The organism is Paraburkholderia antibiotica, from assembly GCF_012927125.1.
Lineage (GTDB): Bacteria > Pseudomonadota > Gammaproteobacteria > Burkholderiales > Burkholderiaceae > Paraburkholderia > Paraburkholderia antibiotica.
In genome coordinates this window covers 60045-85981 of record NZ_JABBFZ010000011.1, presented here as the reverse complement: position 1 = coordinate 85981, position 25937 = coordinate 60045, and the positions used below count along the sequence as shown (strand labels likewise).

Genomic DNA, 25937 nt, shown 5'->3' with positions numbered 1-25937 from the left:
GGACATCATGAAACGCAGAAACCTGGTTGTCGCACTGGCCCTTGGGGTGTTGTGCGCGCATGCGCCGTCGTACGGTGCCGAGCCGCAAGTCGTCAAGATCGGTTTCGTCGGACCGCTGACGGGGCCGGTCGCCCGCGTCGGCAAGGATCTGCAGAACGGCGCGCAACTGGCCGTCGACGAAACGAACGCGAAGCATCCGACGATCGGCGGCAAGCCCGTCAAATACGTGCTCGACGTACAGGACGATCAGGCCGATCCGCGCATCGCAATCCAGGTCGCGCAGAAGCTCGTCGACGACGGCGTGGTCGGCGTGATCGGCCATTACAACTCGGGCTGCAGCATTCCGGCTTCGGCGGTGTATCACACGGCGAACGTCGCGATGATCACGCCGGGTTCGACGAATCCGGCTCTCACCGCGCAGGGTTTCACCAACGTGTTTCGCACGATGGGCCACGATGGTGTGGGCGGCGTGATCGCGGGCGAGTTCGCGGTGCAGCAGTTGAAGGCCAAGCGCATCGGCATCATCGACGATCGCACCGCGTTCGGCCAGGGCCTCGCCGATGCGTTCGAGAAAGGCGCGAAGCAGGCGAACGGCAATGTCGTCGATCGCGAGTTCACGAACGACAAGGCCGTCGACCTGCGCGCGATTCTCACTTCGCTGAAGCAGAAAAACGTCGACCTGATTTTCTTCGGCGGGCTCGACGAGCAGGGCGCGATGCTGGTCAAACAGATGCGCTCGCTCGGCATGCCCGCGCAACTGTTTGGCGCGGGCGCGCTGAAGAGTAACGCGTTCCTGCAGATCGCGGGCAATGCGGGCGAGGGCACGCGCGATCTCGAACCGGGACCGGCGCTCGACAAATTGCCGGCCGCGCAGGAGTTCGGCAAGCGCTACAAGGCGCGCTTCAATCAGGATGTCGAACTGTATGCGCCGTTCGCGTACGATGCCGCGCTTGCGATGATTCAGGCGATTCAGCAGGCGGACTCGCTCGATCGCGCGAAGATCGTCGCGGCGTTTCCGAAGGTGAACGTTACGGGCGTGACGGGCAAGATCGCGTTCGATCCGCATGGAGATCTGATCAAGCCGCCGTATACGCTGTTCGAAGTGCAGCAGGGGCAGTGGAAGAGTCAACGGACCGTGGGCGGCAGCGGGGTCTGAGGTCGATTCGACGGGGCATGATAAAAGACCCGGCGGTGCCGGGTCTTTTATATTCGCGGTTTTATTCATGCTCCTGGTTGCGCTGGCAGCCCCAATCCTAGGCCTCAGCGCGGCTCGCGCCCAAACGCTTCGCGCAGCTTGCGCTTGGCCTGCTGCAAGGTGTCGCGGCGCTCCTTCGGCAGGTTTCTGCCCGCCCGGTTGATGTAGAAATTGAGCATCGACATCGCCGACTGAAACGGCGTGCCCTTGCGGCGCCGGCTCGCAGTCGACGAATGCTTCAACGATCGCGCGATGGACTCCGCGCTGCCGGTTTTGAACACGTCCTTCTCGATGTCCATCGCGTCGCTCGTTTCCATCACGTGATGCGACCATTTTTGCGTGCCGTTAGTCCTGGCGGACTTGGCGCTTTTCGCGCGACGAGCGGCATGCGCCTGGGCATGCCGCTGACGCGGCGGCCGTCCCGACTTGCCGCGCGAGGCGGGGTGTTTCGATCTGCTGGTGCGCTTGCGGGTCGCCATGGCGTTGCTCCTGTGCTGCTGATGGGGCGGGGCCGGCCGCACTGCCGGTGCTCAGGTGGCGCTCAGAGCTTGACGCCGCCTGCCTCGGGCGCATCCGACGCGCCGGGTTCGATCGTGCCGACGCCGAGATCGTCGCGGCGCGTATAGACGTCGCTGCCCCAGTACGGTTCGCTGCCGTAGTACTGATGCACGGTTGTGGCCCAGGTCTGGTCCGCCATCGATGGCCAGTGGTCCTTATCGAATCCCGGCGCGTTCTTCACGCGTTCGGCCGTCATGCCCAGCACGAAGCATTTCTCCTCCGTATCGAGCGTCAGCGCATTCCATGGAATCGCGAGCAGTTTGTCGCCGATGCCGAGAAAGCCGCCGCTCGACAGCACCGCATACGCGACGCGGCCCGAGCGTACGTCGAGCATGATGTCCTTGATCTTGCCGATGGATTCGCCGTCGCTGCTGACGACCTTGTTGCCGTCGAGAGTCGACGCGGCCATCACATCCGGGCCGGGACCTTCGGCGGTGGCGGCGCCTTTGCCGACGATATTCGCGCCTTGCGTCTGAGTGGGGGTGACCATGATGGAACTCCTGAACGATTGAGGGTATCGCTGCTTCAGCAACGGCCGTTCCATCCACCGCCGTGCGTCCGCGTGGCGAGATTGAAGCAGGCGGCGCGACCCGACCGAAGAAACACCGCGACGAAACACCGCTCCGCTTGCGTAAAGGATGCGAGCGCGTTTGAAATTCTTTCGCCGGTCAGCGAGGGGCTGCCGTGCATGAACGGGGCGACGCGGCGTTCGCGAAGTCAATCGCGGGAGAATCAGTCCTCGCACGGAGCGCGTTTCGTTCGGTTTCGTGCGGCATAGCCCTTGCTCGATGATCTATGAGAGCGGTGCCAGCGGGCGCGGCAACGCACGATGTCATCTCATCATCCTCACTTCAGGGAGAGCTTCAATGAGCACTACGTATTCGAAAGCATGGCTGGTCGCGGCGTGTGTCGCGGTGTCGGGCGCCGCGTTCGCGCAGGCGGGCGGCGGCAACGGCAATGGCGGAACCGGCTCGGGCAACGCGCATGGCGCGGCAACCGCGGCACCGACGGCGGGCAACGAGCCCGCGTCGAATGCACCGGGGGCCACCGGCGGGGCGATGACGAACCAGCACCATCACGTATCGAAGTCGAAATCGAAGAGGCCGGCGACCGATTCGACGAACACGCCCGGCGCCGACGCGAGCAGCGATACCAAGGGGCAGTAAGGCCGGATCGATGCGAGCGCGTGCAACGCCGCCGATCGCGGCGCGTGTGCATCAACGGAGAATGCCGTGGGGGAGACGCGTATGCAATGGCGGCGGAGAGACGGGCCGAGATGCGGGCCGGGATACGCGACGGCGAGCGCGACGTCCGGCTCGCGATGGCGGCGTTCGAGGAAGAGGTTTAGAGGCTGACCAGGCCGACTACAGCGTACGGCGCGAGCAGGGCGCCTGGGCGGCCCCGGCTTTCCGACGCACCGCGCGCGACTTCTTCAGCAAGCCCGTCAACGAACGGTCGATGCCGCTATCGACCGAGGACGACGGCATGCGGCCGTTACCGGTGTCTTCGCGCGCGAGTCGCAGCGCGCGCTTTTTCGCGCGCTTTGCCGCCTGAGCGAGCAACGTCGTCAACGCGACCTCGTCCACCTTCAGTCCGCGTCGCGGCGAGCCCGGTATGAGGCTCTGCAATTCGGCGGCCTCGAACGCGCCGATGATCTCCGGGTGAATGTAGCAGCGCCGGCACACAGCCGGTGTATTGCGCAGCAGCGTCGCGACTTCTTTGACGATCGCAACCAGATGGCGGCGCGCGTCGGCCGCGCTGCCGCACACGAGCTTGCGCAATGCCGCGAGCGCGAACACGCTGCCGGCCCACGTTCGATAGTCCTTTGCGGTGAAGTCCGCGCCGCTCGCACGGCGCAGGTAATCGTTGATGTCGGCCGAGCCGACCGTGCGGCGTGTGCCGTCTTCGTCGAGATACTGGAACAGGTCGTGGCCCGGCAGTTCGGCGCAGCGCCGCACGATACGCCGGATACGCGGATCGTCGACGCTCACGTCGTGCTCGATGCCGCTCTTGCCGCGAAACTGGAAGCGCAGTTGGCCGGCTTCGATTTTCACGTGCTTCTTGCGCAGTGTCGTCAGGCCGTACGACTGGTTGTCGCGCGCGTATTCGGCACTGCCGATGCGAATTAGCGTCGTGTCGAGCAACCGGACCACCGCGGCGATCACCTTGTCGCCCGGCATGCCGCGCAGCTTCAGATCGCGGGCGACGCGTGCGCGAATCTTCGGCAGCGCGCGGCCGAACTCGGCCATGCGCTGGTACTTGTCGGCATCGCGCGTTTCGCGCCAGCGCGAGTGATAGCGATACTGCTTGCGCCCGCGCGCGTCGCGGCCGGTCGCCTGCAAATGACCGCGCGCATCGGGGCAAATCCAGACGTCTTCGTAGGCGGGCGGAATCGCGAGCGAGTCGATGCGCTGAATCACGGCGGCGTCGACGATGCGCTTGCCGGTCGCGTCGAAATAGGTGAAGCCTGTCTTCGCGCGCTTGCGGGTGTAGCCCGCCTTGCTGTCGTCGGCGTGACGCAGGCCGGGCGGCATCGGTTCGGCGTCGGCGTGGCCATGGCCGTTGCCGTTCGCGGCGGCGCGTTTGCGTGGAGCGGGCGTGGTGTGGGTTGCGGTAGCCATCGTTGCCGGTAGAAGTTTCAAGCGGGGTTCGGTACGCCGCAACAGGCAGCGGCGCGCGGGCTGTGATGGATCGGCAAAAAGCAAGGGCAGTGCCTGACGCCCTGGTTCGCGTGGGCCAGTTCGTTGTTGGATACAGCGAAGCGGAACGGTCCTTGCGCGAGTATCGACATCACCAACCGGCATCACTAACCGGCATCACTAACCGATGAGGGGGCCACGATGAGCAGCACATTGAATCCCGACGAAGAGCCGCAACCGGGCGGGCAGACCGTCAGGCAGACAGCCGGCACGACCGGCGCGCTTGGACCCAGCGATTCGTCCGATAGCGGCAGCGATGTCGCCGGCGCGAAGCGTCATGAGTTCGACGTCGATTCGGAACTCGACAATCACGCGCTCGAAACCGGCGACGCCGAACTCGGCAGCGATACCGATCGCAGCGGCACCGGCGAGCGCGCCGCGGCCGATGGCGATTCGACGTTGGACTTCGACCGCGATATCGACGTGGACCGCGTCATCGATCCATTGGAATCGCCGGGTGCCGACGAAGACGAAGGTGAGGGCGAAGACGAAACGAACGTCTGAGCGCCGTGCTGAACATCGCGGCGGCGCGCTCGGATCAGCGCGAACCTCGTGCGAAAACTGGGCACAGGTTTTGCGTTCCCCCAATCTTAAGGACGGCGCCGGCTCCGCTGGATGCGCAACTGCCAACGCATTGCGCGTCGCCATCGCACGTTGGCCAGAGTCGGCGTCGCACACAGGAGAGCATGCATGACTGACGCATTGAAGGACGTCCTGAAGGGCTGCAAGGTCGCGGTCCTCGCGGTAGACGGTTTCGAACAGGCGGAGCTGGTCGAACCGAAACGCGCGCTCGTCGACGCGGGCGCGACGGTTCATGTGATCTCGGCGAAGGCCGGCAAGATCCAGGGCTTCAAACACGTCGACAAGGGCGATGCGGTCGACGTCGACGCGACGCTCGACCAGGCCCGCCCCGACGATTACGACGCGGTCGTGTTGCCGGGCGGAGTCGTCAATGGCGACGCGATCCGGTTGTTGCCGCAGGCGCAGGCTTTCGTCAAAGCCGCCGATCAGGCGAAGAAGCCGATCGCGGTGATCTGCCACGGCACGTGGCTGCCGGTGTCGGCGGGCATCGTCAAGGGACGCACGGTGACGAGCTGGCCCAGTCTGCAGGACGACATCCGGAATGCGGGCGGCACGTGGGTCGATCGTGAAGTGGTCGAGGACGGCGATCTGATTTCGAGCCGCAAGCCCGACGATTTGCCCGCGTTCAACCGGACGCTGATTGCGCAGCTGTCGAAGCGTAAGGCGGCGTGAGCGGAGCGGGTTCATGGAGCCTCATCAGGACTCGTCGGTTTTAGCCAATTCATAGGGAGAAAATGCATGAAATTCCGGTATTCCCTACAAGTGCTGACCACCGCGCTGGCCGCGTTCGGCTTGAGCGCGGCGGCCGTCGGCACGGCCCGCGCGCAAGCAAGCGATGCACCCGCGAGCGCCGCGCCAGTGAGCGCCACAAAGCTGTCGCCGGCGGATCAGCAGTTCGTGCTCGACGCGTCGAAGGCCGATGCCACCGAAATTGCCGCGAGCAAGGTCGCGCTGAAAAACTCGAACGATCCGCATGTGAAGAAGTTCGCCCAGCAGATGATTGCCGACCATACGAAGCTGTCGCACGAAATGGCGGCGCTGGTGGCGAAGAAGGGCTTCAAGCCGACGCCGTCGGAAGATTCCGCGCTGGTCGGCAAGCTGCAGACGCTCAAGGGCAGTGAATTCGATCAGGCCTACGTCGAGCAGATCGGCGTGGAAGCCCATCAGCGCGCCGTCGATCTGTTCACGCAGCAAAGCGCGAGCGGCACCGACGCGCAGTTGAAGGCCGCCGCCCAGAAAGCACTGCCGACCATCAAGCATCACCTCGAGATGGCGCAGCAACTCGCCGGCACGATAAAGGGCTCGTCATGAACGCGATTCTGCCGCGGCCTGCCTATGAGGATTCTCTTATGCAGATCAATTTTCCCGACGACAAGCCCGACTTCGACGGCGCCAATCTGACAGTGCGTTTCCTCGCGCGCGTGGACGGCGAAGCGGTGGTGTGCGCGATCACAGCCGAGGCGCTGGAGGATCATTTCGGCGCCGACTCCGCGCTCGAAGCGGCGTTGATGGCCGCGTTCGACAAGGGCCGTCAGCGCATCCGCTCGGTCTGCGCGGAAGCGCTCGACCTGAACAACGGAGAAGGCGTAGTGTTGCATAGCGGACTGTTCAGAGTGGAAGGCATGGAACCGGATCGCGGTGCTACGGCATAGCGCCGCCGCTGCATGTCGCGATACGCGCTACGCGCTGAGCGTAGCCGTACGACGTCATGAAGTCATGACGTGACGAGAGCGCGCCGAAGAAGCGATGGCATGGTCCGCGAACGCCAGTCAACGAACGATAAGGAGGCCCTATGTCACTCATCGTCGCAGCACGCTTCACCACTTTCCCCGCTGCGGAAAGCGCGGCGCAGAAGCTGTTCAACGCAGGTTTCGTCGAAGAGGACGTCACGCTGTTTTTCGTCAATCCGCGCGGCCAGCACGCGCGCTTTCCGCTCGGCGGCGACGTCAGTACCGATCCGGCCGCGCGCGAGGCGCCGAAAGGCGCAGGTCTCGGCGTGACGATCGGCGCGGTCGCGGGCGCGATCGTCGGCGTTGGGATTTTCGCGGCGTTTTCCGCGCCGCTGCTGGTGTCGGTGATCGCGGCCGGCGTGGGCGCGTATGTCGGGTCGCTGGTCGGCGCGATGTCGCACACGCATGAGCACGGCAAGTCTGGGCATCGCACACCATTTCATGAAGAGATTCGCGATTCCGGCGTGCTGGTTGCCGCGCATGTGTCACCGGATAATCAGCTCGATGCCGCGCGGGTGTTGCGCGAAGCCGGCGGCGTGTCGATCGAAAAGGCGACGGGGCGATGGCAGCAGGGGCGCTGGGCCGACTTCGATCCGACCCGGACGCCGGAGCCGCTTAACGAGTTCGCGGAGAAGCGTGTTTGATGGGGGACGCGCAGGGTTGCTTGCAGGGTTGCACGCGACGGTAGCGGATCGCTAACGTGACGCAGCGGAATCGCCGCCCCCGCAACAAGGCAGAAAAAAGGAAGGCCCGATCATCGTCGGGCCTTCTTTTTTTGCGGACTACTTGCGGGCTATTTGACCGCGCGATGCCGCTACCGCTACACCCAGATCTGCCGCGCACCATGCGCGGGTTGTACTCCTAACCGTGCGTCCGGCTGCTGTTGCTCGACCTGTCGCTGATCCTTCGAGCGTTCGCAAGCAGCGGGCGCGAAGCCGTCCCGAATTCGTTCGCAATCCGACATCGCGGCCGCGTTATCGGTGTGCGCCGTGTCGGGCGGCGCGACGTGCTCGCGAATCTGCAGCACGGTGGCGGATGTCACGATAGCGACCATCGCGAGAAACTTCATGCTGGCCGTTTTCTTCATGGCAATTCTCCCTGTCGTTATAGCCTGCGATCGTGGTTCGAACGTATTCACTTCGTCGATACCCGTCGCGGCGCGTCGAAAACATGCGTCTTTCGATTCGAACGGACTAATCAAGCAATCGCTATGCCATTGCGTCGACATCGTAGTGGGCTTTTCCGGCCGCCAGACGAATAATTTTGCGGTGTGCGATTGCGCGCTTTGACATGGTCGTGGACAGGATTACCCGTGATTACCCACGTCGCGTGTGTGGCGCAAAGCGGTTAATTCGCGACCACGCCGGGCACGACTCATGCGGCTTCATCGACGAACTCCGCCGCGCTTCAGAGCATTGCATCGAAGCACTTCGTCGCGATGCCGGAACAGGCCTCGTGCGGCGGACTTCCGCGATAAACGAAACCCTTGGAGGTATTGAATGGCTACGAACGTTGTTTCCGTATTGAACGATCTGGTCGAAACGTCGAAGGATGGCGAGAAGGGCTTTCTCAAGGCGGCCGAGGATGCGCACGACGAACAGTTGAAGACGATGTTTCGCTCGACTGCCGAGGACTGTTCGCGCGGCGCGCGCGAGTTGCAGGACGCCGTGCAGGCACTCGGCGGCAAGCCGGAAAGCGGCGGCAGCATGAGCGGCGCGTTGCATCGCGGCTGGGTCGACGTGAAGTCGGCCGTCACGGATCGTAGCGATCACGCGATTCTCGCCGAGTGCGAGAAGGGCGAGGACGTTGCGAAGAAGCGCTATCACGACGCGCTCGAAAAAGATCTGCCGGCGGACGTGCGGGCAATCGTCGAGCGTCAGTACCAGGGCGTGCTGCAAACGCATGATCGCGTGCGCGATCTACGCGATCAGTATGCGGCGATGAGGCGTTAAGAAGGCAAATAAGAAGGCAAAGATTGAAGACGAAGACCCGTGCCGGAAGGTGCGGGTCTTCAGATGGAAGATTCGGTTGAAGAGATGGCCGAATAGATTCAGTCTGAGAGAGACTCGTCATAGCGTTCGGAAACGGAGATTCCGTTCAAACGAAGAGACTCACCCAAAAAAGCGCCGTGAAATGTGAACTGCACCCCAAAGGTTGGATCGGCGTCCAACTTTTGGGGTGCAGTTCACATTGCTGGCTCTTTTCTTTCCATCAGCTGCGATCGGTACGAACCGAACGCCCGCGTTTATTCGGCCGCGATCTTCAGATGGTTCTTCACGCTGTCGACGCCCTTCACGTTCTGCACGACTTCTTGCGCCGCCGACTTGTCGTCGGCCGACGGCACCGAACCGGTGAGCCACACCACGCCCTTGCGGGTCTTCACGTGGATATGCGTCGACTTGACGTTCTTCGCGGCCAGCAGATCCGCCTTGACCTTCGTCGTGATGGTGCCGTCGTCGATATGCTGGCCGACGCTTTCCGACGAAGCGGACGGTGCCGGGGCCGTGGTCTGCGCGGTGGCATTCAGTGCGAATGCAACGACAGCGATGCTGCCTGCGGTCTTCAGAAGCTGGATCGTCTTCATGGTTTCTCCTTCGGGTGTTGATGAAAATGGCGGTCTTGTTGCCGGTGGCCGATCGCGGTCGAAACCGCTGATGACACACGTGGGGTCGTTGCCGCTACGGTACCGTCGGGGTCCGTTTCTCGACACTGGACGTCGGCTTCGTGCAGCGATGCGGCGACGCTGTCGCTGTGTGAGTCGCCACACGGAGTTGCCGCACAGGCCGACGTCCGTCCACACGGCACCATTCCGCAAGCCTCGTGCCCGGCGCGGCCGCCTACCTCGCCGCGGATCGTGAATCGCGCGATGGGCGGGGTTTTTGAACTGACGAATCGCTCTGGAAGAGGCGCGGCAGAGGTCACGCGGTACGTTGCAAGAAGTGTGAAGAAAGGGACCGGAAATTGCGCGTCAATTGTAAAAACCGGCGACGCGAGGCCCTCTAGAGAGGCCGCCCGAATAAACAAAGCGTAACTAAAACAGCGCGTTGCGTGAGTTGGTACGACCGTTGCTTTAAGAGACTGAACTCGACTGATATTCAGCCACTAGCTACCAACGAACGGGATCCACTTCAATGCCTTCCATCGAACTACGCACAAGGCAGTCTCTTGCACTGACACCGCGTCTTCAGCAATCGGTGCGTCTGTTGCAGTTGTCGTCGCTCGAGTTTCAGCAGGAGTTGCGCACAGCGCTCGATACGAATCCGTTCCTCGAATACGACTCCTCCGACACGGAAGACGTTGCGCTCGCCACCACGTCGCCGGGCGAAGACACAGGCGCGCTGCCCGCCACCGACACGCTGGCCGCGGCCGAGCCCGAAACCCTGCCTGCTGAAAGCGCTGCCGGCGATATGCTTGAAAGCAGCGCATCGGACGACATGCCCGCCGATTTTTCCGGCGACTACGGTTCACGCAATTCAAGCCGCCAGAACAGCGACACGGACGGCAGCGACCCGGCCGAATGGGCGCGCTCGCAGCCGACCTTGCGTGAGCAACTGCACGATGCGTTGCGTCTGTATCGCCTCGACGATCGCGATCGCGCGGTGGCCCGCTTCATCATCGAGGCGCTCGACGACGATGGCTATCTGCGTCAGTCGCTGGCCGATCTCGCCGACAGCGTCGATCTCGAACCCGCGTTGAGCGAAGAAGACCTGCTGGTGGCCTTGCGCCTCGTGCAATCGCTCGATCGTCCGGGGCTCGGCGCGCGCTCGCTGTCTGAGTGTCTGTCGCTGCAGCTCCACGCGTTGCCGGACGATACGCCCGGCCGCGAGGTCGCGTTGCAGATCGTCGAACATCATCTCGAACGTCTCGCGCGCCGCGAGCAGGCCGAGTTGCAAAAGCAGATCGGCTGCAGCGCCGACGAATTGCGTGTGGCCTGCGCGCTCGTGCGCAAGCTCGATCCGAAGCCGGGCAATTGTTACGGCCGCGCCGAGGACAACTACGTGGTGCCCGACGTGATCGTGCGTCAGGTGCGCAACAAGTGGGTCGTGTCGATCAATCCGGCGGTGCAGCCGCGTGCGCGGATCCACCGGATGTACGCGCAGCTGTTCGCGCAGTCGGCCGGCGCGAGCCGTTCGCCGCTCGCGCAGCAACTGCAGGAGGCGCGCTGGCTGATCCGCAACGCGCAGCAGCGCTTCGATACGATTCAACGCGTGGCCGAATGCATCGTCGCGCATCAGAAGGCTTTCTTCCAGTACGGCGAAATCGCGCTGAAGCCGATGGTGCTGCGCGATGTCGCCGACGAACTCGGTCTGCATGAATCGACGATCTCGCGCGCCACCGGCAACAAATATATGGCGACGCCGCGCGGTATTTTCGAATTCAAGCACTTCTTCCCGCGCGAACTCGGCACTGAAAGCGGCGGCACCTGTTCGGCGGCCGCGGTGCGCGCGCTGCTGAAGGAAATGATCGCGGCTGAGAATACGCGCGATCCGCTGTCGGACGTCACGCTCGCGAAGATGCTCGCCGATCAGGGCGTGCTGGTCGCGCGACGCACGGTGGCGAAATACCGGCATCTGATGAAGGTGCCGCCAGCGGAGTTGCGGCGGCAGCTGTAGGCCGCTTCGATCCCATGTCGCTAGCGCGGTCCGAGCCAGACACTACTGCGGGTGAGGCGGCGACTCAGCGCGGATCGCGAAGTGATAGGGTTGTGTGAACGAGAATGGAACTCGCTCGCCACCGTGATAAAGCGGCTGGCAGGTCGATGCGCGCATCGCGGCTAATGCGGCTTCGTCCAACCTCGGGAAACCGCTGCTCTGCGCGATGACGACGCTGATGAAGCGGCCGGCTTCATCGACCGTGGCCTTCACGGCGGCCGTGCCCGTTTCACCTTGCTTTCTCGATAGCGCGGGGTACGCAGGCGCCTTGAGCATGCAATCAATCGTGGTATCGGGATGAAGCGGCTGTGAGTAGCCTGTTACGCAGCCTGTTAGCGTGATGATCGATGCGGCGAAAGTCGCGATGAGTTTGCGCATGAGCGGGATTGGGTAGCGGTGCCGAATCTTACCGGATACTCACACGATCACGATATCCGGAAGTCCGCGACATTGATGCCGTGACAATATGCAAAGGGCCATGCGAGGCTGTCCGCTCGCATGGCCCTTTTTCGTATCTGGACGTTTCGCCGGCGCGCCATTACATTGGCGGGTCGCATGGAAATCGTGCACGGGCATCGCACGGCGGAACAACAGAGCGGATCAACATCACGGGTGAGCGCAATGAAGTATTCGAGTCTGGTCGAGCGGCTGCAGGGGCGGCGCACGTCGGCGTGGGAAATTCATCGGGTCGCGACCCAGGCGGCCGCTAACGGCGAAGACGTGATCGTGCTGAGCGTCGGCGATCCGGAATTCTCGACGCCCGCGCCGATCGTCGAACGCGCGATCGACGCGTTGCGCGCCGGCGATACGCATTACACCGCGATCGCCGGCCGCGAACCGCTGCGCGAGGCAATCGCGGCCGCTCACGCGCGCGCGACCGGCCGCGACGTGAGTGCCGCCAACGTGGTGCTGACCGCGGGCGCGCAGAACGGCGTGTTCGCGGTGTCGCTGTGCCTGCTCGAAGCGGGCGACGAAGTGATCGTCCCCGAGCCGATGTACCTGACCTACGAGGCTTGCGTGCGCGCGGCGGGCGCGACGCTCGTCGCGGTGCCGGTCGATCCGGCGCGCGCGTTTCACCTCGATTGCGACGCGTTCGAAGCGGCGCTCACGCCGCGCACGAAGGCGATTTTCTTCGCGACGCCCTGCAATCCGACCGGCGTCGTGATGCCGCGCGCCGATCTCGAACGCATCGCGCGACTCGCGTGCGAGCACGACCTGTGGGTGGTGTCCGACGAGGTTTATGCGGAACTGACGTTCGAGCGCGAGCATGTGAGCATCGCGTCGCTGCCTGGCATGGCCGGGCGCACGGTGACGCTCGGCAGTCTGTCGAAGTCGCATGCGATGGCCGGCTGGCGCGTCGGCTGGGCGATCGGGCCCACGACGCTGATCGAGCATATGAGCCGGCTCGCGCTCGCGATGCTGTACGGCTTGCCGGGCTTTGTCCAGCAGGCCGCGTTGACCGCCTTGCAGAACAAGGCGGACATCGTCGCGCCGATTCGCGAGATTTACCGGCGGCGGCGCGACGTGGTGTTCGAGCGGCTGCATCGCGTGGCGGGCTTGCGTTGTCTGTTGCCCGAAGCCGGCATGTTCATGATGGTCGACGTCAGCGGCACCGGCCTCGATACCGTCGATTTCACCTGGCAGCTGTTTCGCGCGAAGGGCGTGTCGGTGCTCGACGCGAGTGCGTTCGGGGACACCGCGAAGGGCTTCGTGCGGTTGGGGCTGGTGGTGGACGAGGACCGGCTGATCGATGCATGCGAGCGGATCGCGGCGTTCGTGGCGGGGCTGCGCGAGGGGGCGGGCGCGGGCACGGGCGGATAAACGCACGGCGCCGTCGTGGCGATGCGCGGCATCGGCGGGCCGGCGCGTCGCCCGCTGTCACCCTGACGGTCGCCGGCCCGTGCGCGCCTGGCCGCTGGACCCTTGCACTCTTTCACGAAGTTCTCACGCAACCTGAGGTAGGCTGTCGGGCGCTGCCTGCGTTGTGGCGAGTCCACGGATAGGCTCAGGCAGTCCGACGACATTCCGACGATCAGATGGAGGGTACTTATTGTGGCTACCGAGAATGGCGGCACGTTGTATGTCCTGCAGGCACGTCCACCGGCGATCATCGCGCTGTGGCCGGACGGTTCGCACGAGGTGATCGTTGCGAATCTGACGCGTACGCCCGACGGCATCAAGGTCGATGCCGAGAAGCAGACGGTGTACTGGACCAACATGGGCACGGGCATTCACCTGATCGACGGCGATCCGGTTAGCGGCGCCGTGCCGCCGAACGACGGCACGATCGAGAGCGCGAAGCTCGACGGCAGCGAGCATCGTGTGCTGGTGCCGCAGGGTGTCGCCGGCACGCCGAAGGAAATCGCGTTGGACAAGGAAGGCGGCTTTCTGTACTGGTGCGATCGCGAAGGCATGCGCGTGATGCGCGCGCGCATGGACGGCACCGAGGTGACGGAGCTTGTGCGCACCGGCAATTTCCCGCAGGACACGCGCGACGCGACCCGCCATTGCGTCGGCATCGCGCTCGACAAGCCGAACGGACACCTCTACTGGACCCAGAAGGGCGCGCCGGATGCGGGCGAGGGCCGCATCTTCAGAGCCGGCCTCGAACTGCCGGCCGGTGCGTCGCCCGATGCGCGGCCCGACCTCGAATGTCTGCTGGCGGGGCTGCCCGAGCCGATCGATCTCGACATCGATCACCGCGACGGCATGCTGTACTGGACCGATCGCGGCGACGATACGCATGACGGCAACACGCTGAATCGCGCGCAGATCACCGCGGAGGGGCTCGTGGGCCACGAGGTGCTCGCGCGTGAACTGAAGGAAGGGATCGGCGTGTCGCTCGACCGGCGCGGACGTCGCGCGTTCGTCACCGACCTGGGCGGCAACGTGCGCGAGCTGGACATCGATACGAAACGCGAAGGGCACTTCACGACGGTCGCGCACTTGGGCGTATTGACCGGCATCGACTACGCCGACGTTTGAGCGTGGCTTGACGGCTGCTTGAGCGCCGCTTGAGCGCTTCAGGCAGTGTTGCTCGGGCGGTGATAGCCGGGCAACGCTGTTCGAGGTGGCCGCTTCGTGCGGTCACCTCGGGCGCTTTATCTCAGGTATTCGCTTCGCTATTCATCGCAGTTCTTACCGCTTTTTTCACCTCACGCCGCTGCATAACCAAGCCGGCGCGCCTCCGTTTCCGCCAACGCTAGCAGTCCGTCGTCGCTCGCTGCCGTATCGGCAATCAGATAGAGATCGCCGATGTCGGTCACCGGATCGCTGAACGGCGTCGGCGCGACGCGCTGCGAGATCAGAAAGTCGCTGATCGGCGACGCATCGGCGAGACCGAGAAAGTGGCCGATGCGTGTCGCCGTCGCGTGCGGTGCTTCGATCACCGTGCGATACGAAACGGTCAGCGTTGTTTCCGCCGGCATTTCTTCGAAGAATGCGTTGATCTCGCCGACGTATTGCCCCCACACGCGAATGCCGTCCTCGATCGAGCCCGTCCAGCGTTTATGCAGCAACGAATTGGCTACATGGCGCGGATCGCGATGGATATGAATGAAGCGCGCCCGCGGCAGCAATTCGCGAATCAGATGCAGACAGGAACCGGAGCGCGGCAGCCGCTCGATCGAGCCGATGCGCCCGGACAGCACGGTCGGGTCCGCATAGGACGGATGCTTGTCGCCCCAGATCGGCGCGCCCAGTTGCAACTCCTCGCGATAGAAGCGTTCGACCCACGGGCCGAGCGTGCGGCGACTGAAGGCGGTGAAACGATCGCGACAGGATTCGCCGAGCAGATCGGGACGCTTGCAGCCGACCTCCAGAAAGTCTTTCAGTAGCGTAAAGACCCGGCCTTCGTTGGTGAGTTGAATGAGCGGATGCGCGTTCAGCACCGAGCAGAGAAAGGTCGTTCCCGACCGCGGCGAGCCGACGATGAACAGCGGAAAGGATTCCATTGCACGCTCCGGGAGGGTGGCTCGGGTTCCCTCTGTTAACGGAACCTAGCTTACGCAAACCGGATGGCGCGAAGCTGACGCGGTCATGACGATCTCGCCAGTCATGCATTCGCTCGCACGAGGTACCGAACGTTAATCAGTAGTTCGCAACATTCGAATCAGGTCGCGCGAATGACCCGGCCCGGCTCGCGACATCGTCTTGGGACAAGCGATTTGTAATCTTGAACGCGACGACGGTCGACGGTTGACGTCGGGCGAACTTGCGTCAAGAATCGAGCGCCGGACAGATTCCCGACGCTGGGCAATGGGGCGCCAGCGCGTTTCGACTCGTGACGGAAAACTTCATGATCCTTCGCTTCCGTGCCTCGTTGTGCAGATCGCTGACGGCGACGTTGACTGTGTCGCTTTGCATGGTCAGTCTGGCGTCGTTGAGTGAGGCGGGTCTGGCCGCGCAGCCTGTCGATCCGTCCACGGCGGCGAGTGCGGAAGGCGCGGCATCCGACGCTACTGCAGCCTCTCGCGAACTGGGCACCGACGCGCATACTTTGCCCGCCGATACTTCGAACCGACCGCGTCCGCACGCGGCGCCGCGTGCCGACACGCAGGCAGCATCGAACGCAGCGGACATGAAGGACGCCAGGGACGCCTCCGTCGCCCCGGACAAGCCGCCGCATGGCAACAATACCGCCACGCCCATGCTGCCGGTTCCGCCGGAAGCCACCAGCGTCACCACGCATTCGATCCGCCTGAACGGCCGCAAGTTCGACTACATCGCGACCGCCGGCAATCTGCTGCTGCACGACAAGAACGGCGCGGCCAACGCGAGCGTGTTCTACGTTGCTTACACCGTGCCGACAAAAACACCGGCGACGCGTCCGGTCACCTTCCTGTTCAACGGCGGCCCTGGCGCCGGCAGCGTGTTCCTGTTGATGGGCTCGGTCGGCCCGAAGCGCGTGCGCACCGCGAGCCCCGCGAGCACGCCGCCCGCGCCGTACACGCTCGACGACAACCCCGACAGCCTGCTCGACATCACCGACCTCGTGTTTATCGACGCGGTCGGCGCGGGCCTGTCGAGACCGGTCGGCCACGGCACCGGCAAGGACTTCTGGGGCGTCGACCAGGACGTCAACGCATTCGCGCAATTCATCGACCGCTATCTGACGCTCAATCAGCGCTGGAATTCGCCGAAGTATCTGTTCGGCGAATCGTATGGCACCGCGCGCGCGGCGATGCTTGCCTACGCGTTGGGGCAGAACGACGTCGCGCTGAACGGCGTGATCCTGTTGTCGTCGGTACTCAATTCCGCGGCGTTCTCGCCGGGCTCCGACTTCGAGAGCGAAAGTTATCTGCCGAGCTTTGCGGCGATCGCGTGGTATCACGACAGGATCACGCCAAAGCCTGTCGACCTGCCGGCCTTTCTCGACGAAGCGCGGGCGTTCGCGCGCGGACCCTATGTGCAGGCGCTCGCGCAGGGCGATGCGCTGCCCGACGAGCAACGCGACGCGATTGCCGCGCGCATAGCCTACTTCACCGGGCTCGACGTGGGCTTCGTCAAGCGCAACCGTCTGCGGCTTTATCCGTCGCGTTTTCGCAGCGAGTTGTTGCGCGATCAGTCGCGCAGCGTGGGCCGTTACGATGGGCGGTTCGAAGGCATCGATTTCGACGACGCGTCCGAACGTCCCGACTTCGATGCGTCGGTGAGCAGTGTGTCGAAGGCCTTCAATGCAGCGTTGCATCGGCATCTTGCGGAAGATCTGCACTACACGCCGACGGACCGCTACCGGGTCTTCAATGACGACGCGTTGAGGCAGTGGGACTGGAAACATCGCGAATGGTGGGGCGAGCATCTGCAATTGCCGTATGCGGGCGGCGATCTCGCCGAAGCGATGCGGCAGAATCCGCAGTTGCGCGTGATGTCGTTGAACGGCTATTTCGATCTGGCCACGCCGTTCTACGCGACCGAATACGCGCTCGCGCATCTCGGCCTCGACCCGCCGCTGCGCGGCAACGTGCGGATCGCCTACTACCCGACCGGCCACATGGTCTATCTCGACGACGCGGCGCTGCATGCGCTCCGGCGCGATCTGGCGAGCTTCTATACGGCGGCACCGCACTGAGCCGGGAAGGTCTGCACGCGATCGGCTGATAGGAGGCGAACGGTATAATCCACGCACTGTGGAAGAGCCGCGCGGCTTCTACGACTTTTGTTTTTACGCCCGCTTCGTCAACCGGCTTCATCGCTTGCTGCCTATGCCATTCACCCCGATCCCGTCCTTCGCGCGCAAGCGTATTTCCGACGTGGTGTCCGACCAGATCAAGCAACTGATCGCGGAAGGCACGTTGATGCCCGGCGACCGCTTGCCGGCCGAGCGCGATCTCGCGGCGCAACTCGGCGTGTCGCGGCCGTCGCTGCGCGAGGCGCTGATCCGGCTCGAAGCGGATGGCTACATCGAGACCTCGGGGCGGGGCGGTTTTACTGTCGTCGATGTCACCGCGCCGATCATTTCGAAACCGCTGGCCAAACTGCTGCTGCAAAATCCGCGTACCAGCGCCGATATTCTCGAACTGCGCCAGGGGCTCGAAGCGATTTCGACGGTTTACGCCGCGCAGCGCGCGACGGCGAAAGACCTGAAGAAAATCGGCGCGGCATTCGATGCGTTGAAGACGGCTTCGCTGTCGGGCGACCGGACAAACCTGGCCGAACTCGACGCCGCGTTTCATCTCGCGATTGCCGACTCGACGCATAATGTCGCGTTGGCGCATGTGATGCACGGCATTCATACGCTGATCCGCGAAGGCATGCGCCAATATCATCGGCTGATCGACTACGACGACGCGATGGAAAAGCAGTTGCTGACCCAGCATCAAGCCATTTACGACGCCGTGATCGCACGCGATGCACCGAAGGCGCGCAAGGCCGCCGAACGCCATCTGGCCTTCGTGCGCGAGCTTTACAAGGACGAGGCCGCAAAACCGTCGGCGACGGTGAGTTCCTGAGGCCGGTCCGTCGCGGCGCCTGGGTTGGCGCCGAGTTTGATACCGGCTGACGCCGCATTGACACCCTTTGCGGACTTTTCTATAGTCTTGGTCAGACCAACATGACCAGACTGGCCAGCATGGCCAAAATGTTCGAAATACCTGGGCTGGTCTTGTCCCCGCCGCCGTTTTCCCGTCAGAGCCTATGAAAGTCGCGCTGTTCATCCCGTGTTTCATCGACGCGTTCTACCCCGAAGTCGGTATCGCGACGCTCGAACTGCTCGAGCGCTTCGGCATCGAGGTCGATTATCCGCAGCAGCAAACCTGCTGCGGTCAGCCGATGGCTAATAGCGGCGCGCATGCGGACGCGGCCGCGACCGAACGGCTGTTCGCGCGCAATTTCGCCGGCTACGACTATATCGTCGGTCCGTCGGCGAGCTGCATTCATCATGTGCGGGAACATCTGACCGCGCTCGAGCAGACCGACGAGGTGAAAAAGGTGCGCGCGAGCGCGTATGAGCTGGTCGAGTTTCTGCACGACGTGGTCGGCGCGCGCGAATTTCCGTGGGCCGAGTTTCCGCATCGCGTCGGTCTGCACACCAGTTGCAGCGCGCTGCGTCATCTGAAGGAAGCGTCGGCGTCGGAAATCGCGGGTACAGCGTTTTCGAAACCGAAGACCTTGCTCGAAGGCGTGAAGGGCATCGAGTTCGTGAAGCCCGCGAGACCCGACGAATGTTGCGGTTTTGGCGGCACTTTCTCGGTGACCGAAGAGGCGGTGTCGGTGCGCATGGGCCAGGACAAGGTGCGCGACCATCTGGGCGCGGGCGCCGAATATATCGTTTCCGGCGACATGTCGTGCCTGATGCACCAGCAAGGCTGCGCGGAACGCATGAAGGCCGACGCGCGTTTCATTCATATCGCGCAGGTTCTCAATGGAGCGCGCGCATGAGCCGACGCGAACCGCGCATCGATCACGCGAAAGCGGCCGGTGCGTTCATCGAAAAGACCGAGCACGTTGCGTTTCACGACCGGCGTCTGTGGGATTTGCGCGAGAAGCGCGACGCGCAGGCGCACGGCATCGCCGAATGGGAAACGCTGCGCGTGCTGGCTTCCGGGATCAAGGAACATACGCTGTCGCATCTGGCCGACTACCTCGACCAGTTCGCGTCGGCGGCCGAGGCCAACGGCGTGGTCGTGCATTGGGCCGCGACCGCCGAAGAGCACAACGCGATCGTGCATCGGCTGATGTCCGAGCGTGGCATGACCACGCTGGTGAAAAGCAAGTCGATGCTGACCGACGAATGCCGGATGCGCGAATATCTCGAACCGCGCGGTATCACGGTGATGGAAACGGACCTGGGCGAACGCATCCAGCAACTCGATCATCAGGACCCGAGCCATATGGTCGTGCCCGCCGTGCACAAGCTGCGCGCGGACGTGGCCGAACTGTTCGGCCGGACCATCGGCACCGATCCGGACAATAGCGACATTCACTATCTGGCGGAAAGCCAGCGGATGAATACGCGCCCGTATTTCGTGCGCGAGAAAACCGCCGGCATGACAGGCTGCAATTTCGCGGTGGCGGAGACGGGCACGGTCGTCGTGTGTACGAACGAGGGCAATGCCGATCTTTCGGCGAACGTGCCGCCGCTGCATATCGCGTCGATCGGCATCGAGAAGCTGATTCCGAAAGTGTCGGATCTCGGCGTCTTCGTGCGCATGCTGTCGCGTAGCGCATTGGGGTCGCCGATCACGCAGTACACGTCACATTTTCGTGTGCCGCGTCCGGGCACCGAGATGCATTTCATTCTCGTCGATCACGGCCGCTCGGAACGGCTCGCGATGGAAGACTTCTGGTACTCGCTCAAATGTATTCGCTGCGGCGCGTGCATGAATACCTGTCCGGTCTATCGACGCAGCGGCGGGCTGTCGTATGGCGGCACCTACTCGGGACCGATCGGCGCGATCATCAATCCGACTTTCGATCTGAAGCGTTATAGCGCGTTGCCGTTTGCGTCGACGCTCAACGGCAGTTGCACGAACGTGTGTCCGGTGAAGATCAATATCCACGAGCAGATCTATAAATGGCGCGCGGTGATTGCCGAACAGCACGAAGTGCCGTTCGTGAAGCAGGAAGTCCTGAAGATGGCGGGGCGATTGCTCGCGAGTCCGACCTTGTATCGCGCGACGGTGGCGTCGATGGGCGGTGCGTTGCGGCGTCTGCCGAATTTCGTGCTGTATAACCCGCTCAATATCTGGGGGCGGCAACGCGAGTTGCCCGAAGCGCCGAAGATGACTTTTCATGCGTGGTACAAAAAGAATCGTGGAGGCGGCGATGACAACGCGTGAGGCTTTTCTCGCGAAGGTGCGCGCCGCGCAGCCGGCGGCGCGGCCGCGTCCGGACGTGCCGTTGTTCGCCGCGCCCGGCGGTGATCTGCGAGCACGCTTTACCGCGGCGTTGCAGACAATGGGCGGTGCCTGCGTCGACGCGACGAGTTCGAACGACGTCGCGGAGTTGATCCGTGCGCGGTTCGGCGCGAACGCGTCGATTGCGTCGAGCGTGCCGGAGGTAGCGGGCACGCGGGCGCTTTCACCGGACACCGAGCCCGCGTCGCTGCAGGACGTCGATGTCGGGGTGGTGCGCGCGCGTTTCGGCGTTGCCGAAACCGGCTCGGTGTGGTTCAGCGAACGCGAATACGTGGTCAATGCATTGGGCTACATCGTTCAGCATCTGGTCGTGCTGCTCGATCCGGTGCAACTGCTCGATGGATTGCAGGACGTTTATCGCCGCGACGATTTTCATGGTGCGCGCTACGCGGCGCTCGTCACCGGTCCTTCCGCGACCGCCGATATCGAAGGCGTGCTGATTCGCGGCGCACAAGGTGTGCGTTCGCTGACGGTCGTATGGCTCGCGCCGTGATGTGTGTCGTGCAGTGCCGCTATGCAAAGCGGGTAAACGGCTCGACGCGCGACACATCGCGTCGAGCCGTTTCGCATTTCATCTTCTTTATGACACGCCGCTTCATTTCACGTTACCTCGCCACACGTGACGCACGATCGCTTCAATCTTCGCGATCGAATGAATTGCGCGCCTGAATTTTCGCGGCATAGAGCGCGTTTTTAAAGCCAGTTAACCCAGCGTAAGAAAGAATCAATGCAGGTCGCATGGTCCGCGGCGCTGCACGTTGTCGTTGTCACCTAAGTAACAGCCATCGTTCGCGTCTGTCGCCAAGCTCACGGGCATCAACTCTGTGAGGATGCGATGGACCTCGAATTCCCGATCCCATTTCCCCCTCCGCAAGATCGACGCGCGGATATCGGCACGACCAACGCGACATTCGAGCGAGCGTGGCGCAACGTGCGTCCTCAATTGACGCGGCGTGCCCGCAAGCTCGTGCGCGGTGATGCCGAAGCCGCCGACGAATTGCTGGCCGACACGGCGCTCAAAGCACTGCTCTACATGCGCCGCATGCCCGAGCGTATCCGCAATCCGGAAGGCTTTATGTTTGTGGTACTGAATCATGTGTTCGTCGACCGGGTGCGGCAGGTCGGTCGCGAAGCGCGCGTGATCTTCTATTGCGACGAATTCGACATGGATCACTTCGCGACGCTCGCCACGACCGCGCCGTCGCCCACGCAGACGATCGAACTGGGCGAGGGGCTCTCGCTGATTGCGAACGCGCTCGACGATCTGTCGGCGCAGGAGCGTCTGCTATTCGCGCTGAAATTCGAGCAGGAGCTGTCGTACGCGGGTATTGCAACCGAATTGCATATCAGCGAAGTACTCGCGCGCAAACGCGTCGAGCTATTGCGCAAGAAACTGCGCAAGGCAGCGGACGGTCCGCAGAAAAAACGCGTCACGGCTTCACGAGTGTGCGGCTGAGACGTTCATCGATCTGCTGACCCTCGAACTCATCGTCCCCTCAAGGAGTATTCCATGGCGGATTCAACCGCAGTCAACGCGCAGATCACGGATGCCGTGACGCAGACCAACGTCAAGGTCGTGGCCGAGGCGCCGGCCCAGGCGATCGCGGCGCTGTACCAGGTGGCCAGTCATTCGGCGGGGCTGTCGCTGCAGAACGCGGTGCATAGCCAGCAATCGTTGAATCAGATTTCGACGGCGGTGGTATCGAAGGCAGTGTCGCTGATCATGTCGATCGGCGAGAAGAGCACGTAATTCGCGGCAGTTCCGATTTCACGCCATCCGACAGGAGAGTTCGTTCATGGCACTCTGGGACATGTTCACCAGGCTGGCTCAACCGACCGGGAGTGCGAGCGCGGTGCCGTCGTCGGCTAGCGCGTCGGCTTCGACGGCCGGGGTAGCGGCGACGACACCGCCGCCTGCTGCGAGTGATGCCACGTCGACGTCGCCGGCTGCTTCCGCATCGACCTCGGCTTCAGCTTCAGATTCGACTTCCACGCCACAGGCCGGCGCTTCAACTTCGGAGACGACGGCAGCGGCACCAGGCGCCACCGCATCTACCACATCGCCGACGCAGATCGACAGCGCACCGCAATCGTCAGGCACGCCGCCGCAAACGCCTTTATCGACGATGCGCGCGCAGTCTCTCGCGCAGCAATCCGCCGCCTCTACGCCGACCGACGCATTGAATAGCCAGATCGTGCAAGCGGTGCAATTGAGCAACGCGGAAACGGCGAGCTACGCGGCGTCGCAGATTTCGACGGCGCCCGACATGATGATCAGCCAGGCGTCCGGTCTCGTCGCGCAATCGGCGGCGAACTATTTCGACGGCGTCAGCAAGCTCGCGCTCGCGAGTCAGGCGGTGCTGCTGAAGAAGATGACCGAAGACATCGCGAAGGAAAATCTGCCGGCCGCGGCGGAAGATGCGCTCGGCGCGCTCGCCACCGATCTGCTGATGGCTGCCGCGGCGGCGGTCGCGGCGGCCGCGGGCGCGATCGAGGCGGAGTCGGCGAGCTTCGCGATCGACAAGATCGATCAGAGCATTGCACGCTACAGCGCGACGCTCGCCAACAGAAAAGCCAGCCAGGCGTCGTAGGAGCGAATCTCCGACATGCCGTGCGCGGATTCGCAAGTGCGGGCATGCCGGCAATTTGACAAGGAATACTGATGAGCGATATCGAAGCAGAAGTCTCCGCCACGTTGCGGGCGCTTGCGGAGAACTGGCTGAAGCGCCGCCTTACGCCGGCGGAGATCGCCGAACTGGATCAGTTCCAGCGTGACTGGAACAGGAACGCGCCGGCGGAAAATGCGCAGGCCGTGCAAAGTGTCGCCGATCCCGCCGCGAAGGTTCGCCAGCAGGCCGCGCAGGCGGTCAGCGAAGTGAAGCAGCGCTCCGAGACTGCGATACGCGAGGTGCTGCAGAAGCTGCAAGGTACGGCCGCGCACGCGCTTCAGGCATACGAGAGCGAGGAACAGGCGATTCTGAAAGTCGTCGAGGCGGCACGTTCGCTGAACGACTTGCGACCGTCGTCGTTGAACCTTGCTGCCAGTGCCGCGCCGCCGAGCGCACAGATGATGCTACCGCAAATCGCCGACCGCCTCGCGAATCTGATCAAGAGCGAGGTCGATCAATGTTTCGAGCGGCATTTCGGTCCGCTGCAGCGGCAACTCGCGGCGGTGCTCAACCAGCACCAGGCAGCACAGCAGGTAGCGCAGCAAGCGGGCCATCGGTCCGAGCAAACGTCGGCTCAAGCGTCGGTGCCATCCGCGCCGCTGCCCACCACCGCGACGCAAACGCTGCCCGCACAAGGCACTGCACCGCCCGTGATGCGCTGAAATGCGCTGAAGCGACGCACGCTTCGGCATGAATCAGCCGCCGCTAACAGATACACCAGACACGCCATATACACGATTCACAGAGTCCGCCACAGGACGTTCATGTAACCCGCGAGGCAACCGCCACGCACCACGCAAAGGAGTCAGACCATGGCATTTCCTACTTCAGTCAATGATCAGGTGACCGATGCAGTCACGCAGTCCAACGTGAAGGTCGTCGGCGAGGCACCGGCGATGGCGATGGGCTCGCTGTACCAGACGATGGCGCACTCGACCGGCATTCTGTTCGAGAATTCGGTGTCCGCGCAACAGCAGCAGAACACGCTGACGCAGGCCGCGACCAACCAGGGCGTGATGCAGATCTACAGCCTCGACACGACGGCCGCCGCCGGCGCGACGGAAAAGGTCGCGCAGACCGGCGTCGCCGACAACCTGACGAGCCTGCTGACCATTTTCAACGCGTTCGGCGGTTTGCGCCGCTAAACGCGCGCGTAAATGGGCAGGCAACCGAGCACGCAAACGGGCACGCCTCGCGGTATCGGCGGTCCGACGTAACTCAATCCGATAGAGGAGCATGGCAATGGCATTTCCCACTTCAGTCAATAGCCAGATCACCGATGCGGTGACGCAATCGAACGTCAAGGTCGTCGCCGAAGCGCCGGCAATGGCGATGGGTTCGCTGTATCAGACGATGGCGCACTCCACCGGCATCCTGTTCGAGAACTCGGTGTCCGCGCAGCAACAGCAGAACACGCTGTCGCAAGCCGCTGCGAACCAGGGCGTGATGCAGGTCTACACGCTCGACACGACGGCCGCCGCGGGCGCCACCGAAAAGGTCGCGCAAACCGGCGTCTCGGACAATCTGACCAGCCTGCTCACGGTGCTGAACGCATTGCGTCCGCCGACCAGCGCGATCTGACGCGCGCGGGAACGGTATACAAACGGCCGGCAAACGGCAGAAAAGCAGGCGTCAGGAGTTGGCAGCGTTTGCGCACGGCTTGCGTCGTGTACAAACGCTGCTTTGTCTGAAGTGCCTTCCATACCTGAAGTGCGCTTCAGCTTCAATTACGCGTAATACACGTGAAGTCGAGTTGCTAAAGCGTGCCGCGCGCGGCAGCCAATTCATATCGCGCGGCTACGCCCAATAGCGGCGTTACCGTCCGGCGGGAATCAGCGCGACCGAACGCAGTTGCTCGACATCGGCAATCAGTAGCGAATCGCGCGTCCAGCTGACGAGCCCGTTGCGGCGCCACGTCTGCAATTGCGCGTTGAGTTTCGGCCGGCTGGCATTGATCATCGCCGCGAGGTTGCTTTGACTCGGCGGCAACGGCACGACGACACCGCCGAATTCCGGGCGACCGTAGCGATCGACGGCCGTGACCAGATAGCGCGCGAGACGCGATTCGAGCCGGTGCAGACAGGCCGATTCGATAAACGCGGCTGCTTTGCGGACCTTGTCGCACAGAAGCATGAGCAGCCGCTGGATAAACACCGGTTCGTTCGTGAGTTGCGGAAAATGGCTGCGCGACAGCAGAAGAAGCCGCGTCGGCCCGCAGGCGAAGGCCGCTGCCTCGCGCCGGTTCGGCTCGACCAGTGCGGTTTCGCCGACTACTTCGCCGGGCTCTGCGCTGTCGATAATCAGCTCGCGTCCGTCGGGCCCGTACAGCCACGTGTACATGCGGCCGACCACCACCAGCGCGACGAAATCGTCGGGATCGTGCTTCAGGAAAAGCGCTTCGCCGTCGCGCAGACGTCGTTCGACGACGTGCGTCGCCACATGGTGAATCAGCGACTCGGGCATGTCGCGAAAGAGTCTCGAGCGTTGCAGCACGGC

At 63.4% G+C, this 25937-nt stretch carries 31 protein-coding genes; 22 read left to right on the top strand and 9 right to left on the bottom strand.

Annotation, left to right across the window (positions count from 1 at the left end; genetic code table 11):
• Positions 1–7: 7 nt before the first annotated feature.
• Positions 8–1156, top strand: coding sequence for a branched-chain amino acid ABC transporter substrate-binding protein (locus HHL14_RS18570; protein ID WP_169499083.1), 1149 nt, complete (start codon positions 8–10; stop codon positions 1154–1156).
• 104 nt (positions 1157–1260) lie between these two features.
• Here HHL14_RS18570 and HHL14_RS18565 read toward each other — a convergent pair whose 3' ends face one another.
• Together HHL14_RS18565 and HHL14_RS18560 are read right to left on the bottom strand one after the other, a co-directional pair.
• Entirely contained in the window at positions 1261–1674 is a 414-nt protein-coding gene (locus HHL14_RS18565; RefSeq protein ID WP_169499082.1) for a DUF3175 domain-containing protein, read from the bottom strand.
• A 62-nt stretch (positions 1675–1736) separates the two neighbouring features.
• Positions 1737–2243: a PRC-barrel domain-containing protein gene (locus HHL14_RS18560; protein ID WP_169499081.1), complete on the bottom strand. Its 507-nt coding sequence runs from the start codon at positions 2241–2243 to the stop codon at positions 1737–1739.
• A gap of 376 nt (positions 2244–2619) precedes the next feature.
• Here HHL14_RS18560 and HHL14_RS18555 point away from each other — a divergent pair, with 376 nt between their 5' ends.
• Positions 2620–2919 (top strand): hypothetical protein, encoded by a 300-nt coding sequence (locus HHL14_RS18555; protein ID WP_169499080.1) that lies wholly within the window; start codon positions 2620–2622, stop codon positions 2917–2919.
• A gap of 198 nt (positions 2920–3117) precedes the next feature.
• Here the strand turns inward: HHL14_RS18555 and HHL14_RS18550 are convergent, their stop codons facing one another.
• Positions 3118–4374 (bottom strand): DNA topoisomerase IB, encoded by a 1257-nt coding sequence (locus HHL14_RS18550; protein WP_169499079.1) that lies wholly within the window; start codon positions 4372–4374, stop codon positions 3118–3120.
• Between the two features lie 219 nt (positions 4375–4593).
• Here HHL14_RS18550 and HHL14_RS18545 point away from each other — a divergent pair, with 219 nt between their 5' ends.
• From HHL14_RS18545 to HHL14_RS18525, 5 genes are all read left to right on the top strand, one after another.
• A complete protein-coding gene (locus tag HHL14_RS18545) occupies positions 4594–4956 on the top strand; it encodes a chemotaxis protein (protein WP_169499078.1) in 363 nt (120 codons plus the stop codon).
• 186 nt (positions 4957–5142) lie between these two features.
• A complete protein-coding gene (locus HHL14_RS18540) occupies positions 5143–5706 on the top strand; it encodes a type 1 glutamine amidotransferase domain-containing protein (protein ID WP_206002398.1) in 564 nt (187 codons plus the stop codon).
• Positions 5707–5772: 66 nt separating this feature from the next.
• A complete protein-coding gene (locus HHL14_RS18535) occupies positions 5773–6345 on the top strand; it encodes a DUF4142 domain-containing protein (protein ID WP_169499077.1) in 573 nt (190 codons plus the stop codon).
• Positions 6342–6686, top strand: a complete 345-nt coding sequence (locus HHL14_RS18530; RefSeq protein WP_169499076.1) for a DUF1488 family protein — start codon at positions 6342–6344, stop codon at positions 6684–6686. The genes HHL14_RS18535 and HHL14_RS18530 overlap by 4 nt, the downstream gene beginning before the upstream one ends.
• Before the next feature lie 140 nt (positions 6687–6826).
• Positions 6827–7408 carry a hypothetical protein gene (locus HHL14_RS18525; protein ID WP_169499075.1) on the top strand — a complete coding sequence of 194 codons (582 nt, stop codon included), beginning with the start codon at positions 6827–6829 and terminating at the stop codon, positions 7406–7408.
• A gap of 176 nt (positions 7409–7584) precedes the next feature.
• Here the strand turns inward: HHL14_RS18525 and HHL14_RS18520 are convergent, their stop codons facing one another.
• Entirely contained in the window at positions 7585–7851 is a 267-nt protein-coding gene (locus tag HHL14_RS18520) for a hypothetical protein (protein ID WP_206002397.1), read from the bottom strand.
• Between the two features lie 412 nt (positions 7852–8263).
• Between HHL14_RS18520 and HHL14_RS18515 the strand changes: the two genes are divergently transcribed.
• On the top strand, positions 8264–8716 hold the full coding sequence (locus HHL14_RS18515; RefSeq protein WP_169499074.1) for a PA2169 family four-helix-bundle protein: 453 nt from the start codon (positions 8264–8266) through the stop codon (positions 8714–8716).
• A 293-nt stretch (positions 8717–9009) separates the two neighbouring features.
• On the opposite strand, the gene HHL14_RS18510 is transcribed toward HHL14_RS18515, so the two are convergent.
• A complete protein-coding gene (locus HHL14_RS18510; RefSeq protein WP_169499073.1) occupies positions 9010–9348 on the bottom strand; it encodes a BON domain-containing protein in 339 nt (112 codons plus the stop codon).
• Between the two features lie 547 nt (positions 9349–9895).
• On the opposite strand from HHL14_RS18510, the gene HHL14_RS18505 reads away from it, so the two are divergent.
• Positions 9896–11377 carry an RNA polymerase factor sigma-54 gene (locus HHL14_RS18505; protein ID WP_169499072.1) on the top strand — a complete coding sequence of 494 codons (1482 nt, stop codon included), beginning with the start codon at positions 9896–9898 and terminating at the stop codon, positions 11375–11377.
• A gap of 42 nt (positions 11378–11419) precedes the next feature.
• Here the strand turns inward: HHL14_RS18505 and HHL14_RS18500 are convergent, their stop codons facing one another.
• Entirely contained in the window at positions 11420–11794 is a 375-nt protein-coding gene (locus HHL14_RS18500; protein WP_169499071.1) for an energy transducer TonB, read from the bottom strand.
• 243 nt (positions 11795–12037) lie between these two features.
• Between HHL14_RS18500 and HHL14_RS18495 the strand changes: the two genes are divergently transcribed.
• A complete protein-coding gene (locus HHL14_RS18495; protein WP_169499070.1) occupies positions 12038–13237 on the top strand; it encodes a pyridoxal phosphate-dependent aminotransferase in 1200 nt (399 codons plus the stop codon).
• Positions 13238–13468: 231 nt separating this feature from the next.
• Positions 13469–14401 (top strand): YncE family protein, encoded by a 933-nt coding sequence (locus tag HHL14_RS18490; protein ID WP_169499069.1) that lies wholly within the window; start codon positions 13469–13471, stop codon positions 14399–14401.
• Positions 14402–14571: 170 nt separating this feature from the next.
• Here HHL14_RS18490 and HHL14_RS18485 read toward each other — a convergent pair whose 3' ends face one another.
• On the bottom strand, positions 14572–15369 hold the full coding sequence (locus HHL14_RS18485) for a sulfotransferase family protein (protein WP_169499068.1): 798 nt from the start codon (positions 15367–15369) through the stop codon (positions 14572–14574).
• Between the two features lie 344 nt (positions 15370–15713).
• On the opposite strand from HHL14_RS18485, the gene HHL14_RS18480 reads away from it, so the two are divergent.
• The 7 genes from HHL14_RS18480 (at position 15714) to HHL14_RS18450 (ending at position 22522) form a co-directional block, all read left to right on the top strand.
• Positions 15714–17486 carry a S10 family peptidase gene (locus tag HHL14_RS18480; protein WP_169499067.1) on the top strand — a complete coding sequence of 591 codons (1773 nt, stop codon included), beginning with the start codon at positions 15714–15716 and terminating at the stop codon, positions 17484–17486.
• Positions 17487–17619: 133 nt separating this feature from the next.
• Positions 17620–18366, top strand: a complete 747-nt coding sequence (locus tag HHL14_RS18475) for a FadR/GntR family transcriptional regulator (RefSeq protein WP_169499066.1) — start codon at positions 17620–17622, stop codon at positions 18364–18366.
• Between the two features lie 184 nt (positions 18367–18550).
• Positions 18551–19294 (top strand): (Fe-S)-binding protein, encoded by a 744-nt coding sequence (locus tag HHL14_RS18470; protein ID WP_169499065.1) that lies wholly within the window; start codon positions 18551–18553, stop codon positions 19292–19294.
• Entirely contained in the window at positions 19291–20694 is a 1404-nt protein-coding gene (locus HHL14_RS18465; RefSeq protein ID WP_169499064.1) for a lactate utilization protein B, read from the top strand. The genes HHL14_RS18470 and HHL14_RS18465 overlap by 4 nt, the downstream gene beginning before the upstream one ends.
• Positions 20681–21265: a LutC/YkgG family protein gene (locus tag HHL14_RS18460; protein WP_169499063.1), complete on the top strand. Its 585-nt coding sequence runs from the start codon at positions 20681–20683 to the stop codon at positions 21263–21265. The genes HHL14_RS18465 and HHL14_RS18460 overlap by 14 nt, the downstream gene beginning before the upstream one ends.
• 342 nt (positions 21266–21607) lie before the next feature.
• Complete coding sequence (locus HHL14_RS18455; RefSeq protein ID WP_169499062.1) at positions 21608–22228, top strand: RNA polymerase sigma factor; 621 nt, start codon at positions 21608–21610, stop codon at positions 22226–22228.
• 54 nt (positions 22229–22282) lie between these two features.
• Positions 22283–22522, top strand: coding sequence for a RebB family R body protein (locus HHL14_RS18450; RefSeq protein WP_169499061.1), 240 nt, complete (start codon positions 22283–22285; stop codon positions 22520–22522).
• Between the two features lie 78 nt (positions 22523–22600).
• Here the strand turns inward: HHL14_RS18450 and HHL14_RS18445 are convergent, their stop codons facing one another.
• Positions 22601–22765, bottom strand: a complete 165-nt coding sequence (locus HHL14_RS18445; RefSeq protein ID WP_169499060.1) for a hypothetical protein — start codon at positions 22763–22765, stop codon at positions 22601–22603.
• Between the two features lie 133 nt (positions 22766–22898).
• On the opposite strand from HHL14_RS18445, the gene HHL14_RS18440 reads away from it, so the two are divergent.
• The 4 genes from HHL14_RS18440 to HHL14_RS18425 all read left to right on the top strand — a co-directional run bounded on the left by HHL14_RS18440 (position 22899) and on the right by HHL14_RS18425 (position 25022).
• Positions 22899–23363 carry a hypothetical protein gene (locus HHL14_RS18440; protein ID WP_169499059.1) on the top strand — a complete coding sequence of 155 codons (465 nt, stop codon included), beginning with the start codon at positions 22899–22901 and terminating at the stop codon, positions 23361–23363.
• 71 nt (positions 23364–23434) lie between these two features.
• The gene (locus tag HHL14_RS18435; protein ID WP_169499058.1) at positions 23435–24103 is read left to right on the top strand and encodes a hypothetical protein; all 669 of its coding nucleotides are present in this window, start codon (positions 23435–23437) and stop codon (positions 24101–24103) included.
• Positions 24104–24253: 150 nt separating this feature from the next.
• Positions 24254–24586, top strand: coding sequence for a RebB family R body protein (locus tag HHL14_RS18430; protein WP_169499057.1), 333 nt, complete (start codon positions 24254–24256; stop codon positions 24584–24586).
• Between the two features lie 97 nt (positions 24587–24683).
• Positions 24684–25022, top strand: coding sequence for a RebB family R body protein (locus HHL14_RS18425; RefSeq protein WP_169499056.1), 339 nt, complete (start codon positions 24684–24686; stop codon positions 25020–25022).
• A gap of 234 nt (positions 25023–25256) precedes the next feature.
• On the opposite strand, the gene HHL14_RS18420 is transcribed toward HHL14_RS18425, so the two are convergent.
• Positions 25257–25904 (bottom strand): Crp/Fnr family transcriptional regulator, encoded by a 648-nt coding sequence (locus HHL14_RS18420; RefSeq protein WP_169499055.1) that lies wholly within the window; start codon positions 25902–25904, stop codon positions 25257–25259.
• Positions 25905–25937: the final 33 nt, after the last annotated feature.

Excerpts from the sequence above, each read along its gene's own strand:
- HHL14_RS18565 (WP_169499082.1), bottom strand. The coding sequence starts at position 1,674 with ATGGCGACCCGCAAGCGCACCAGCAGATCGAAACACCCCGCCTCGCGC.
- HHL14_RS18465 (WP_169499064.1), top strand. The coding sequence starts at position 19,291 with ATGAGCCGACGCGAACCGCGCATCGATCACGCGAAAGCGGCCGGTGCG.
- HHL14_RS18470 (WP_169499065.1), top strand. The coding sequence starts at position 18,551 with ATGAAAGTCGCGCTGTTCATCCCGTGTTTCATCGACGCGTTCTACCCC.
- HHL14_RS18530 (WP_169499076.1), top strand. The coding sequence starts at position 6,342 with ATGAACGCGATTCTGCCGCGGCCTGCCTATGAGGATTCTCTTATGCAG.
- HHL14_RS18545 (WP_169499078.1), top strand. The coding sequence starts at position 4,594 with ATGAGCAGCACATTGAATCCCGACGAAGAGCCGCAACCGGGCGGGCAG.
- HHL14_RS18485 (WP_169499068.1), bottom strand. The coding sequence starts at position 15,369 with ATGGAATCCTTTCCGCTGTTCATCGTCGGCTCGCCGCGGTCGGGAACG.
- HHL14_RS18430 (WP_169499057.1), top strand. The coding sequence starts at position 24,254 with ATGGCATTTCCTACTTCAGTCAATGATCAGGTGACCGATGCAGTCACG.
- HHL14_RS18450 (WP_169499061.1), top strand. The coding sequence starts at position 22,283 with ATGGCGGATTCAACCGCAGTCAACGCGCAGATCACGGATGCCGTGACG.
- HHL14_RS18420 (WP_169499055.1), bottom strand. The coding sequence starts at position 25,904 with ATGCCCGAGTCGCTGATTCACCATGTGGCGACGCACGTCGTCGAACGA.
- HHL14_RS18505 (WP_169499072.1), top strand. The coding sequence starts at position 9,896 with ATGCCTTCCATCGAACTACGCACAAGGCAGTCTCTTGCACTGACACCG.
- HHL14_RS18540 (WP_206002398.1), top strand. The coding sequence starts at position 5,143 with ATGACTGACGCATTGAAGGACGTCCTGAAGGGCTGCAAGGTCGCGGTC.
- HHL14_RS18515 (WP_169499074.1), top strand. The coding sequence starts at position 8,264 with ATGGCTACGAACGTTGTTTCCGTATTGAACGATCTGGTCGAAACGTCG.
- HHL14_RS18520 (WP_206002397.1), bottom strand. The coding sequence starts at position 7,851 with ATGAAGAAAACGGCCAGCATGAAGTTTCTCGCGATGGTCGCTATCGTG.
- HHL14_RS18560 (WP_169499081.1), bottom strand. The coding sequence starts at position 2,243 with ATGGTCACCCCCACTCAGACGCAAGGCGCGAATATCGTCGGCAAAGGC.
- HHL14_RS18480 (WP_169499067.1), top strand. The coding sequence starts at position 15,714 with ATGATCCTTCGCTTCCGTGCCTCGTTGTGCAGATCGCTGACGGCGACG.
- HHL14_RS18495 (WP_169499070.1), top strand. The coding sequence starts at position 12,038 with ATGAAGTATTCGAGTCTGGTCGAGCGGCTGCAGGGGCGGCGCACGTCG.
- HHL14_RS18550 (WP_169499079.1), bottom strand. The coding sequence starts at position 4,374 with ATGGCTACCGCAACCCACACCACGCCCGCTCCACGCAAACGCGCCGCC.
- HHL14_RS18455 (WP_169499062.1), top strand. The coding sequence starts at position 21,608 with ATGGACCTCGAATTCCCGATCCCATTTCCCCCTCCGCAAGATCGACGC.
- HHL14_RS18555 (WP_169499080.1), top strand. The coding sequence starts at position 2,620 with ATGAGCACTACGTATTCGAAAGCATGGCTGGTCGCGGCGTGTGTCGCG.
- HHL14_RS18475 (WP_169499066.1), top strand. The coding sequence starts at position 17,620 with ATGCCATTCACCCCGATCCCGTCCTTCGCGCGCAAGCGTATTTCCGAC.
- HHL14_RS18570 (WP_169499083.1), top strand. The coding sequence starts at position 8 with ATGAAACGCAGAAACCTGGTTGTCGCACTGGCCCTTGGGGTGTTGTGC.
- HHL14_RS18440 (WP_169499059.1), top strand. The coding sequence starts at position 22,899 with ATGCGCGCGCAGTCTCTCGCGCAGCAATCCGCCGCCTCTACGCCGACC.
- HHL14_RS18510 (WP_169499073.1), bottom strand. The coding sequence starts at position 9,348 with ATGAAGACGATCCAGCTTCTGAAGACCGCAGGCAGCATCGCTGTCGTT.
- HHL14_RS18525 (WP_169499075.1), top strand. The coding sequence starts at position 6,827 with ATGTCACTCATCGTCGCAGCACGCTTCACCACTTTCCCCGCTGCGGAA.
- HHL14_RS18425 (WP_169499056.1), top strand. The coding sequence starts at position 24,684 with ATGGCATTTCCCACTTCAGTCAATAGCCAGATCACCGATGCGGTGACG.
- HHL14_RS18535 (WP_169499077.1), top strand. The coding sequence starts at position 5,773 with ATGAAATTCCGGTATTCCCTACAAGTGCTGACCACCGCGCTGGCCGCG.
- HHL14_RS18435 (WP_169499058.1), top strand. The coding sequence starts at position 23,435 with ATGAGCGATATCGAAGCAGAAGTCTCCGCCACGTTGCGGGCGCTTGCG.
- HHL14_RS18460 (WP_169499063.1), top strand. The coding sequence starts at position 20,681 with ATGACAACGCGTGAGGCTTTTCTCGCGAAGGTGCGCGCCGCGCAGCCG.
- HHL14_RS18500 (WP_169499071.1), bottom strand. The coding sequence starts at position 11,794 with ATGCGCAAACTCATCGCGACTTTCGCCGCATCGATCATCACGCTAACA.